Here is a 12318-nt window from a genome sequence, read left to right on the forward strand (position 1 = left end):
ATCAAGTGGTAGGAGAAAAAAACCAATCCACAGTATCTCTAAACAGTATAGCATACAGACCTTGGAGAGGGTCTATAAATACTACTACTATATAATACGAGGAGAAAAATTATGAGGTTTAAAAACATCTTAAAATATTTATCATTACTTTTAATTCTAAGTATTATTACAATAACTTCCACATCTTTTGCAAAAGCCGCTGATTTAGACTTGCAAACAAAAGCAGAAATGTTCCTAAAAAAAATAGGAACTCCTGAAGAAATTATATCACAATTAGAACCTTGGAAAGTGGAACAGTTTTATTTAAAATATGGGAATATGGAATATTTAAAATTTAGCGGATATGATAAACAAATTTTAGACGTTTCTGAAAACTCTGTATCAGAGGGAACTCCTCAGACTTACGGTAATATTCCAACTTCACAATTACAACTTAGTATTCTAACAGTGGATAATTATAATCCAAATACCAATGTGGTGTCGAGTGTTATTGTAGAATTAAATTATAAGTGGTTAAAAAGACCATTTTTTACTATGACTGATGCCATGACATTTAACTGGGATAGTAATTTATTTGTATTAAAAGGGTTTTATGCACAATCTGGCTATATGATTAGGGACATGTATAACAGGAACCAATGGGCAGAAGTAGAATTTATAAATAGTCCTGCTCGTAGTACTTCTGGTGGAATTGGTTGGTATTTAGAAACAGGCAGAAATATAACGGTACCACCTTCATCAACAGTTATATCTAATAATCAAGGTGCGGCAAGTATCTTATTACATCCTAAACGTACTATATATACAAATACGACCTTAAATAGCGATATGCATTTTAATTATGCACATCAAATTTTAGGAACAAATATTTCGTTAGGTATATCATCAGGTGGCCCAAGTGCAGGTGTTTCTTTCTCAGGCGGATCATATGATGAGTTAGCTGCATATTATACTTACCATTAATTTTGAAAAGATTCAGATTTTGTGTAAAACGAAAAATTTATATAAAATATATCATTAATGGTGAGGGACAAAACGAGACCGTTTCAAGTTGGACCTGTTGACAAACTCATTTCCCCAAGTCTATTTTTGTATATTTTCTTCTGGAATTGAATAGAAAGACTGGTAAATCCGGTTATTCACACCGCTTTTACCAGCCTTTTGAGATTTAATGCAATTGCCGATAAGAAACATTCTTTCGTGGCTTTCTGGACGCCTCTTTTCTGTATCTTATTCAGTTTATATTCCAGACGGAAGGCCATTTTTCTTTACTTTGTCAACAGGCCCACTTGAGGACGCTCCCTCTCGTATCAGGAGCCGGCACAGGCCGGCTCCTTTTTCTATACTATATTAAAAATATCTACCCTTCTAAAACTTCATCGCCATTGCCTCAAACGGCCTTAACGTCATCGACTTCTTTATCTCCTGACCCTCATAATTTCCAATCAAAATTTCACCTTTTCCCGGTTCAAACCCTTCCGGCATAGTAAACTCCTGCGTCTCTTTTCTGAAGTTGCAGATGACAAGCATTCTCTCCTGTCCAAGTGTCCTTGTATACACGTAGAGATTTTTGTCTTCCTCCATCAAAAGCTGATATTTTCCATAGACAATGATTTCGTGCTCTTTTCTAAGCCGGATGAGTTTCTGATAATAATGAAATACGGAATCCGCTCTTCCCATCTGCTCTTTTGCATTGATCTCTTTGTAATTTGGATTCACCTTGATCCACGGCACTCCATCTGTAAATCCTGCATTTCCGCTGTCATCCCACTGCATCGGCGTTCTGGCATTGTCCCTGCTTTTATAGCAAAGATAACGCATCATATCTTCCGGGGCGATCTGCCCGTTTTGGGTATACTGATGGTAGGCATTAATGCTCTCAATATCCCGAAAATCCTCTAGACTTTCAAAGGTTGTGTTTGTCATACCAAGCTCCTCGCCCTGATACACATACGGGGTTCCCTGCATCATATGAAGACATGTTCCAAGCATCTTTGCAGATGCCTCCCGCAGCTCTTTTGTACTCGTATCGCCCAGCCTGGAGATCATCCTTGGCTGATCGTGGTTGCACCAATAAAGGCTGTTCCATGCCTTTCCATAGAGCTCATACTGCCATTTGGACAGCGTTTTCTTTAACTCCACAAGATCGATCTTTCTGTCATTCCATTTAAAAGATTCTCCCCCGTCCAAATCCATGTGTTCAAACTGGAAGACCATGTTGAGCTCCCGACCGTCCAGGTTTGCATATTTCTTTGCCTCCTCAATGGTCACGCCTGCACATTCCCCTACGGTCAGAAGATCATATTTTGACAAAACTTTTTGATTCATTTCCTGCAAATATTCGTGTACATGAGGTCCATTGTGCACATACGGTCCAAAATCTCCGTACCCGTTCTCTCCCACTTTTCCATCCGGCAGCCCGGGTGTTTTGGAAATCATGCTGATGACATCCATGCGAAACCCATCAATGCCTTTTTGACACCACCAGTCCATCATCTCAAATACATCTTCTCTCACTTTTTCATTGTCCCAATTTAGGTCCGGCTGTTTTTTGGAAAAAAGATGAAGGTAGTACATCTGTGTCCTGCTGTCGTATTCCCATGCCGGGCCGCCAAAGCAGGAACCCCAGTTGTTCGGTGCCTGGCCGTCTTTTCCCTCCCTCCATATATAATAGTCCCGGTACGGATTGTCCGCTGACTTTCTACTCTCCACAAACCAGGCATGTTCATCTGATGTATGGTTGACAACCAGATCCATCACGATCCGAATCCCCCGTTCATGGGCAGCGGCGAGCATTCTTTCGTAATCCTCCATTGTGCCGAAATCTTTCATGATCGCCTTGTAATCACTGATGTCATATCCATTGTCATCGTTTGGAGACTGGTACACCGGAGACAGCCAGATGACATCAATTCCGAGTTCTTTTAAATAATCCAGTTTTTCCGTAATGCCGTTTAAATCTCCGATCCCATCCCCATTGCTGTCATTGAAACTGCGCGGATAAATCTGATAAACCACACTTTCTTTCCACCATGTCTTTTCCATTTTCGCTCCTCCTCTATGCTAAAACCAATGCCTGGAAAGGCTGTAATTCCACTTGTCCAAAACAGCTTTCCTCAGTCTTGTAATTCGAAAGGACAATTTTTCTCTCCTCATTCCCTAAAGAAATCTTCTGATTTTCCCCAAGAAAATTTAGGACAATGAGTAGTTTTTTCCCATCCCTCACCCTTTCATAGGCGATCACATCTTTTTCTTCCTCCAAAGCCGGATAGATTTCTCCGTAAGTGAGAAGTTCCCTGTACTCATCTGACTTGCGAAGTGCAGTCAGTTTCCGGTAATAGTCAAGCACACTGCCTTCCCGCTCCTCTTTCTTTACATTGATGGTCCGGTAATTGTCATTGACCGGCAAAGCAGGTTTTCCGGTCGTAAAACCTGCCTGTTCACTGTCATCCCACTGCATTGGCGTTCTGGCGTGATCACGGCTTCTCCTGTTTGCCATGTCCAGGCACTCCTCCTCCGTACATCCTTCTTTTTTCGCTCTGTCATATTGTCCCCACAGCATGATATCCTCATATTCACGGATGTCGGAAAAAGTGCTGTTCGTCATTCCGATCTCCTCTCCCTGGTAAATGAAAGGAATTCCTCTAAGCATCAGATTCATGGTCGCCAGCATTGTCTGGCTCTCATACCCTACCTGTTTTGGGAACCATTTTTCCGCAGCCCTTGGCTGATCGTGGTTTTCCAGTACAACTGAGAGAAAACTTTCTGCTTCTTGTGCCATGGACTGGCTTTCAAACAACTTTTCCTTTACCATGGTGGCATTTACCTCAACCGGACGGTACCACTGGAAAAGTTCCACATCAAGCTCCATGTAGCTAAAATCAAAAATGCTGGAAAAAAGGCCGTCCGGTCCAATATATTCTCTTAATTTTGCCGCATCCACTCCGGACATTTCTGCAACGGAAAATGCATCGTATACGTCAAATGTCTCTTCTCTCATCTCTTTTAAGAAGACTTCGATTCCAGGATAATTGGAGGAAACTTCAGATAAAGCGGCAAGTCCGTCAGCTCCATCGGCCGGAAGACTTTTATAGGAAGGATCTTTTTTGATGTACGTGATTGCATCTACCCGGAATCCTCCAAGCCCCTTTTTAAGCCACCAGTTCATCATATCGTAAATCTCCCGGCGCAGTTGCGGGTTTTCCCAATTCAGATCCGGTTGTTCCTTTGCAAACGTATGATAATAATAGTATGGTGTTCCCTTGATCGGCTCCCATACGCTTCCCCCGAAGATGGAGCGCCAGTTATTCGGCGCTTTTCCGTCTTTTCCTTCTTTGATGATAAAGTAATCTCCATATGGTCCTTTTGGATCCTTTAACGCCTTCTTAAACCACTCATGCTCGCTGGAGCAGTGATTCACAACTAAGTCCATCAAAACCTTGAGCCCTTTTTGTTTTGCTTTTAATAGCAGTTCGTCCATGTCCTCCATTGTACCAAAAATTGGATCAATGGCATAATAATCGGAAATGTCATACCCATTGTCTTTCATGGGAGATTTGTAGATGGGACTGATCCAGATCATATCCACCCCTACACTCTTGATATAGTCCAGTTTTTCTATGATTCCTCTTACATCGCCAATCCCGTCCCCGTTAGTGTCCTTAAAACTCCTTGGATAAACCTGATAAACGATTTTTTCATTCCACCATTTTTTCTTCATGCCTTATCTCCTTGTCTCTTATTTCACTGCTCCGTTTGTCACACCATTTATGATAGCCTTTTGTGCAAACAGATAGAATATCAGAATCGGCAGCAATGCCAACAAATAAGATGCAAACGCCACATTATAATTTGTCCCGAATGTGGACTGGAACAAAAGCTGTGCCAGCGGCAGTGTTGTGGAGCTTTCATCCCCTCCGCTTAAAATGACAAGCGGCATCATGACATCGTTCCATGTAGACAGCGCTGTCATGATCGCAACTGTCGCATGCATTGGTTTCATCATCGGGAAGATTACTTTCCAAAATACTGTCCAGTGGTTTGCCCCGTCCACATAAGCTGCCTCCTCAAGTGCGATCGGTATGTTTTTCAGATACCCTGTGTACAAAAGGGTATTGATCGGCATATTAAATACAATGTATAAAAGTATCAGCCCAAACCGGTTGTCTAATCCCATGATGCTGACTTCTTTTACAAGGGGCAGCATGAGCATGGAAAATGGAACAAACATCCCACAGATAAAATACAGATAGATGCCTTTAAAATATTTGCTTTTTGCCATATTCCTTCCGATTGCATAGGCTGCTATGGAATTTAAAAAGATAACACCTATGACAGCACCTGCTGTGATGACAAAACTATTCCACAATGTATGGAAGAAATTCGTTGTCTCAATGGCCTCAATAAAGTTGTGAAAGGACCACTCTTTTGGAAGGGAAAGCAGCCCTGCAATATTCGTTGTCATGTCGGAAGGATTTTTAAAAGCAATGACGATTGTCATATACAGCGGAAAAAGGATCGTCACAAGCCCCACTGCCAAAAGCAGTGTCATCCAGATATTTTTCTTTTCCTTCTTTGTACGCATTACAGCTGCACCTCCCTTTTATTCAATACTTTCATCTGGAACAAAGATATCAGTACAATGACTACAAAGTAGATAACAGAGTTCGCAGATTGGTATCCAAACTGATCAGCTGTCATTCCTGCCTTATAGATCAACATGGAGATCGACTCTGTAGACTGTGCAGGTCCTCCGTTTGTCAAGGACATGATCTGGTCAAACACCATGAGGAAGTTTCTCATGCACAGCACCATATTGATTGTAAAAAACGGCGCTATCAAAGGGAATGTCAGTTTCCAGAACCGTTTCCATCCTGTAGCTCCGTCAATGGCCCCCGCCTCATAGACGTCCTCCGGAACTGTCTGCAGACCGGAAATATAGATGATCGTATTGAACGCAATGGACTGCCACGCCACAACGATGACAACGCCGATCCACGCAAGACTCGTATTTCCAAGGATACTCACGCTGAGCGTCTCGTTTCCGACCATCTTTCCAAACTCCGGCACAATAAAAGTAAAGATGTAATTGAAAATATAACCGACGATCAAACCTCCAAGAATATTCGGCAGAAAATACATGCCTCTGAAAAATCCTTTTGCCTTAATTTTTGAATTTAAAAGAAGGGCCAGACACATGCTCAAAATATTGACTACGATTGTACATACAATTGCAAACTTAAACGTGAACACATAGGAGTTCAGTACCCTCTCGTCTTTGAACAATTCTATGTAATTTGATAATCCGACAAAATCATAACTTCCAAATCCTTTAAAGTTTGTCACACTGTACATCAGTCCCCGGATGAGCGGAAACGTATGAAAGGTGAAAAACAGCGCAACCATTGGAAGTGTAAAAAGAATGTGGATTCTCTTTTGCTTTTTCATCTCACTTCTCCTCCTTCAGCTTTCGGATAATATCCTTATTGGCTTTCTGCCATTCTTTATCTATCCTGTTTAAAAAATTGTCTTTGTCCCCGTCGATCAGATAGGTCTGTACAAGCTCCGCATAAGGAATGGCTGCATTGTAGACAGACTGTGCACTCATAACAAGGTCTTCCTCCTCAAAATAATGTTTGACCTCGTCAAGCTGTTTTGCATAAGTGAACTCTCCTTCAATCGCAGGAACAGCTGTCTGTTCATCCATATACTGCTGCATACTGTCCTCTTCCGTCAAAAACTCAATAAACCGCATACATTCTTCTTTGTGCTCTGTAGTCCGAAACAGAGAAAACATCAAATCAATCTGCGTTGTCATATGGTTGTCCTCTTCGTTTTCTGTGACAGGCAGCACAAACATGCCGATATTGGCATCCGGGTTTGTCTGCAGGATCACCGGAAGAGCCCAGTTTCCCTGAAGGAACATGGCTGCCTCTCCGTTGGCAAAACTTACGCAGGCATCATTATAACCGTATCCAAACAAATCTTCCTGCCCAAAACCGGAAAGTTCTTTCATCTGATCCGCACATCCATCATAGGCATCTTTTAAGGTAGCCTCCCCTTGATTGACCTTTGTGTACAAATCCTCTTCCACTGTATTCGCAACAATCGCTCCCCACGGCGCAGACACATTCCATGCATCTTTAAATCCGAACACACATGGGGTCACGGAATTTTTTTTCAATTTCTCGCAAAGTGCGGTGTATTCACTCCATGTCTTTGGCACCGAAAGCCCGTTTTCTTTGAAAATATCTTTATTATAAAGCACTACATTTGCATTTCCCGCAAATGGAACCGCATACTCACCTTTTTTTGGTATGGATTCCAGCTGTTTTGCCATGTCGCGGTATACTGGTTTCACTTTATCGAGCACTTCTTCCCCATTAAGATCTAAAAACATGTCAGAATCCACAAAACTGGTGTAGCTGGAATCTCCAAGCACAGCCACCATGTCCGGCTCGTCGTTTTTGATCAGCCTTGTCTTCAAAATGGAGATCGGGTCTGACGGTGCCGACATTTCCACATGGATATCCGGGTTCTCGTCCTCAAACTTTTCAATCAATGACTCAAATGTCGCAATACACTCTCTTTTTCCAAGGAAAAATTCAATGGTCGTACCATCCGTGCCCTCTTCCTTTGCACACCCTGCAAACAGACAGGATGCCAACATCAAGCCAAGGACCATTGCCATCTTTTTAATCTTCATGCCCGTTTGCCTCCTCTTTTTTTTGACTCAGATAAAGCTCCTTTTGTCTGTTCCAATACCTGGCATCTTCTTCGGTGAGTTCACGCAGTACTTTGCATGGATTGCCGACTGCAATCGTGTTTGCCGGGATGTCTTTTGTCACGACTGATCCGGAACCAATGATCACATTGTCTCCGATCGTTACTCCCGGATTCAGGACAACATTTCCTCCAACCCAGACATTATTCCCAATGGTCACCGGCTTTCCAAACTCAATTCCAAAGTTGCGCACGTCCGCATCCAGCGGATGTCCTGCGGCGTAAATCCCAACTCTTGGTCCAAACATTACATTGTCCCCAATCCGCACATCACACACATCCAGGACGATCAGATCATAATTTGCATAGAAATAGTCACCCACATAGATATTCCTGCCATAATCACAGTGAAACGGCGGTTCAATGTACGGTGCTTTTCCTGCGTTTCCCAAAAGTTTTCTCAAGATTTCTTCCCTGTACTCCATTTCCTCTTCAGTTGTACGATTGTAAAGTCTTGTGAGAACTCTGGACTGCCTCATCTCTTCCTTCAGCTGCCTATCCACTGGACAATACATCATACCTGCGAGCATTTTCTCTTTCTCCGTCATAATTCCACCTCCATAGGTTTTACGTTAAACTTTATATTGTTATCATAGCAACTACGCTTTAGTTTTTCAATAGTTTTACGTTAAACCATCATTTTATATAATATTTATATTATTAATTTGTGCATTTTGTCCATTCCATAATATAAAAGAAGGAGAATCCATTCCGATTCTCCTCATTTATATGCCTATTTCCTGTTCTTTTCAGCCTTCTCTCCTGCAGATCACAGCTGAGCGCCAGCCTCTTCTGGCACCACAATTTCCAGAAAAGATCCAAGGCTCTCCATATCCTTTAACAGCATATCAACCTTTTTTACATTTTCCATGTTGACATGTAAATAACATTCCAACAATGGCTCGCACTTCTTTAATTCCTTTTCATCCCTTACCATACCGCAGAACTCCTGATATGACATGATCTTTTTTTCCTGCTCATCATATACCAGATCACCAATACTATTCTGCATCATATAATGGATCTTAAAATATTTCATATAATCTTTCATAATATTATTGAGCAGATCCAGCATCTTTGTATCGTCTTTCACTGTCAATTTCAAAAACGGAGAGCTCTCCCTTACCCGTTTCATCATGGCAAACAAAACTGCTGTATAATAGTACGCACTAAGAAGATGATTGCTCTCCTCGTCAAACCATGCATCTTCCCTCCTCAAGATCTCATCTGCCGTACGGATATCAAACAGGCTCTCCTCCTTAAGCTCTTTTATCTTTTCAGAAATCCAGCCTATCCTGCCCTGGCTCTCTTTTAAATATCTTTTCAGCAAGTTTAAAACCTCTTTTTCAGCCTGCTGTTTTTCCTTCTTTTTTTTAAAAAACTTAAACTCAATCCCCATATGTAGACCCTCTCTGTATAACATCAAATTAATCAAGCTAATATACTATCACTATTTCTCTGTATATTATAACACGAAGTAATATTTATACAATATGGCTCATTCTACTTGGAGAGATTTTTCTCAAAACATAAAAATTAAACACTGCCCCTTCACCAAAGCAGCTTTCCCGTTTTCAAAAGATTGTCTGTGATTCCAAGTCTTTCTATTTACTCTTTTACCATAACTGCATTGCCGCCCTCTTTTTGTATTTCTTTCTCTGTAAAATATTGCCATACCATTCCATCCTCATTCTCCGGAGCATAGCAGAAATATCCTCCCTTCACCGGATATGCAACCCAATATTCCTTCTGTGCGACTACGGCCTCCATTTCAAACTCTTTCATGTTATAGATTTCTCCCAAGCCCTTTTCATTTTGGACAACGATATGCTCGGCATCCAAAATAGTATACATATATTTTGCAGTAATATCTCCTTTTTTGAGAATCGTTTCTTCCCCTGTTTTTCTGTCCTTTCGGCACAGATTTTTTGTCTCCATATATCCGGTTCCGAGAAAGTCATTGTAGTAAATTCCAATATCATCTGTAGCAGCACTGACAAACCCACTCTTCAATTCAAAAACCTGCTCTTTTCCCCCATTTTTTGCATCTGCTCTGCAAACCCTGGTGTTCATCTTTTTTTCCTGCTCTTTCCACTCTTCCTCCGTGGCTGTCTCAGGCTGAAAATCTTTGTCATACGCATTTTGCGCCTGATAATATGTAATGTTATTTTTTGCGCTCAATATTTCCAATGTTTCTTTTGAGGCATCCACGGTCTCAAGTACTGTCTGCTTTTTCGCCGCAGTATCCAACACGTGGAGTTCTTCTCTTTCCTTATAAGCCCCCTCTTCATCCGTGTAAGCAATTCGTACCACTGTATATACGTAGTTTCCTGTCACAATATATCCTGAAAAAGAAATGGATGTCTCATCTCCCATTTCTTTCCTCAATGTTTTCCCCATGTCCCATATTTTTTCTTCGGACGTATTGTCAAGCTTTTTTCTGGTAAGCTCTCCTTCCAAAGAAAGATAATAAAGGCTGTCATTTGCCGCATCCGGCATACCGAATGTTTCTATATATGCAGGACAGCTTTTCCCTTCATGAGAACATCCTTTTTTGTTGCAGAGTACGGTTGCCTTTTGGGAAGAGGTATCAAAATAACACAAAATGTCATTCTTATTTTTATAATATACACCATCTTCATATGGCTCTATCCCTGATACAGATCGAATGTTTGTCCTCCATTCCTTGTCTTCATATACATGATCCTTTTTATCTGCACAGCCACAAAAGAGTATACTGACTGCCAGAAATACGCTTATAAAATTTATCTTTCTCATAACTTTTCACCTCAATTTCTTTTTGTTTTTTCACGCAAAGCTATCACCAAAAGCATGGCTCCTGCCACAATGTACAGCCACACTTTGTTTCCTGACTGCAAAATCGCATTGCCGTCCAAAAAGGCATTCATGGACCCCATCTTCACGAACGGAATCGCAAGCACTTCCATCACTGCAGGGACAGCGAACACAAACAGGGAAATCCCCATTGCCATGACATTGCTTTTACATTTTTCTGAAATTTTCAAAATACAAAGGCAGGTCAAAATTCCCCCGGCTATTCTCAGCAAAAATAACATGGCCAGGTACATCCATATTTTTATTCCTTCATTCCAGCTTTCAAATTCCAAAAGCCAGTTTAATGGCGATCCAAGATGGGATATCCCATACTGTTTTGCTATCCATACAACGTCAAATCCCCACGCAAGGAAAGCTCCTGCAAACGCATATCCCACTGCGATCCACTGTTTCTTTCGTTTTACAAAACTCCATCCTTTTTTCGTCGGTCGAATCAACTGTACCATACCGCCGGAATTTTCCATGGACAGATACATACCACACCCAAATACAAGCGTCATCGCATACAAAAGTACATGCATAGCATCCCTGCTTTTATTGGAAATGCCAAACAATTTTTCATATCCGCTCTGCAGGATAAACTGCGTTTCTTCACCTGCATCCTTCTTTTCTTTCAGGCTTTCATAGAGAGGAAGGATTTTATTTTCAAACACCATGCGCTCTTGTGCTGAAATCTCCTGATCCTGATTCATGCGCGCCTGCTCATTTTCCATAAACCTTTGCTGCTTTTCTCCAAATTCTCCTTCCAACTGCCTGATATAGATGGTTTCCAGTATTTCCTCCGAAGAAGGTCTGTAATCTACCGGATATAACCACAGTTGCAGCAGCGCGAACAGCACTAAGAGGCCCCCTCCTCTTTGCAGGACAAACAATTTGTACACTTCCTGCCCCCACACACTTGCACAGTAAGGACGTTTTTTTTCTCTTACCTTCTTTTCCAAAATCTTCTTTTCGCTTTTTTCCGTTTTTCTAAACAGCACCATACCTGTCATAAGAAACACAACAGCCAACGCCATTGCTGCAAAAATCATGATCACCGGATTTACCGGATTGCCAAATACATTTATGTATGCCTCTTCTAAAAACAAAGGCGCTGCCTTTAAAACTGCCACCGGATTCATGTAGTGCGGCACTCCAAAACACGTTTCCGGGGAACTTCCATAAAAGGAAATCATACCAATCGCGCCCAAGGCCAGACTAATCCCAAAGGAAGAAACCGTTTTTTTCGTCCAGATAGTGCAAAGCAGAGCAAACTGCGCGATCATACAAAGAGCTGCCGAACGCACTGCCCAAATGAAGACCAAATACAACCATACCGGAATCCGAAAACTGACCGCCTCATATCCTGCCAACGACTGCAAGGGCCTTGTCAGATCTCCAAGCCCATACAGCCATCCGCCTGCTGCCAGATTTTCCAGAAGAAACAACGCACACAATCCCATTCCCAAAATCCAGACCGCTATGCTCTTCCTTAAAAAGAATTTCCCTCTTCCATTTTTCGTACACCGCAACACCGGAAGAATCCCATCCTCCTGTTCTTTCATAATGGAAGAAACAGCCAAAAACAGCACCAGGCATGCAGCCAGCAAATTGCTGGCAGAAAAATCCACCATGGAAATCCCTTCTGACGGCCCATAAGTCACCGGTACCTGATGCAGTTTTTCATAGGATGCGAGCAAT

General features: G+C 41.8%; 10 protein-coding genes. 1 reads left to right on the forward strand and 9 read right to left on the reverse strand.

The genetic code is table 11. The features are described from left to right. Positions 1 to 111: 111 nt before the first annotated feature. Positions 112 to 963: a hypothetical protein gene (locus tag B5F18_RS09140; RefSeq protein WP_087157363.1), complete on the forward strand. Its 852-nt coding sequence runs from the start codon at positions 112 to 114 to the stop codon at positions 961 to 963. A gap of 405 nt (positions 964 to 1368) precedes the next feature. On the opposite strand, the gene B5F18_RS09145 is transcribed toward B5F18_RS09140, so the two are convergent. The 9 genes from B5F18_RS09145 to B5F18_RS09185 form a co-directional block, all read right to left on the reverse strand. Then, positions 1369 to 3045: a glycoside hydrolase family 13 protein gene (locus B5F18_RS09145; protein ID WP_087157364.1), complete on the reverse strand. Its 1677-nt coding sequence runs from the start codon at positions 3043 to 3045 to the stop codon at positions 1369 to 1371. Positions 3046 to 3058: 13 nt separating this feature from the next. Next, positions 3059 to 4720: a glycoside hydrolase family 13 protein gene (locus B5F18_RS09150; protein ID WP_087157365.1), complete on the reverse strand. Its 1662-nt coding sequence runs from the start codon at positions 4718 to 4720 to the stop codon at positions 3059 to 3061. Between the two features lie 18 nt (positions 4721 to 4738). Further along, positions 4739 to 5584, reverse strand: a complete 846-nt coding sequence (locus B5F18_RS09155) for a carbohydrate ABC transporter permease (protein WP_087157366.1) — start codon at positions 5582 to 5584, stop codon at positions 4739 to 4741. Then, on the reverse strand, positions 5584 to 6447 hold the full coding sequence (locus B5F18_RS09160) for a carbohydrate ABC transporter permease (protein ID WP_087157367.1): 864 nt from the start codon (positions 6445 to 6447) through the stop codon (positions 5584 to 5586). The genes B5F18_RS09155 and B5F18_RS09160 overlap by 1 nt, the downstream gene beginning before the upstream one ends. A gap of 1 nt (position 6448) precedes the next feature. After that, the gene (locus B5F18_RS09165) at positions 6449 to 7705 is read right to left on the reverse strand and encodes an ABC transporter substrate-binding protein (RefSeq protein WP_087157368.1); all 1257 of its coding nucleotides are present in this window, start codon (positions 7703 to 7705) and stop codon (positions 6449 to 6451) included. Beyond that, positions 7695 to 8330, reverse strand: coding sequence for a sugar O-acetyltransferase (locus tag B5F18_RS09170; RefSeq protein ID WP_275532826.1), 636 nt, complete (start codon positions 8328 to 8330; stop codon positions 7695 to 7697). Before B5F18_RS09170 ends, B5F18_RS09165 begins: the two co-directional genes overlap by 11 nt. A 221-nt stretch (positions 8331 to 8551) precedes the next feature. Continuing rightward, a complete protein-coding gene (locus tag B5F18_RS09175; RefSeq protein ID WP_087157370.1) occupies positions 8552 to 9181 on the reverse strand; it encodes a hypothetical protein in 630 nt (209 codons plus the stop codon). A 209-nt stretch (positions 9182 to 9390) separates the two neighbouring features. After that, positions 9391 to 10560 carry a hypothetical protein gene (locus B5F18_RS09180; RefSeq protein WP_087157371.1) on the reverse strand — a complete coding sequence of 390 codons (1170 nt, stop codon included), beginning with the start codon at positions 10558 to 10560 and terminating at the stop codon, positions 9391 to 9393. Between the two features lie 11 nt (positions 10561 to 10571). Then, a complete protein-coding gene (locus B5F18_RS09185) occupies positions 10572 to 12317 on the reverse strand; it encodes a hypothetical protein (RefSeq protein ID WP_143468403.1) in 1746 nt (581 codons plus the stop codon). Position 12318 lies beyond the last annotated feature (1 nt).

Origin of the sequence: Lachnoclostridium sp. An181, assembly GCF_002160325.1 — a bacterium.
GTDB lineage: Bacteria > Bacillota > Clostridia > Lachnospirales > Lachnospiraceae > An181.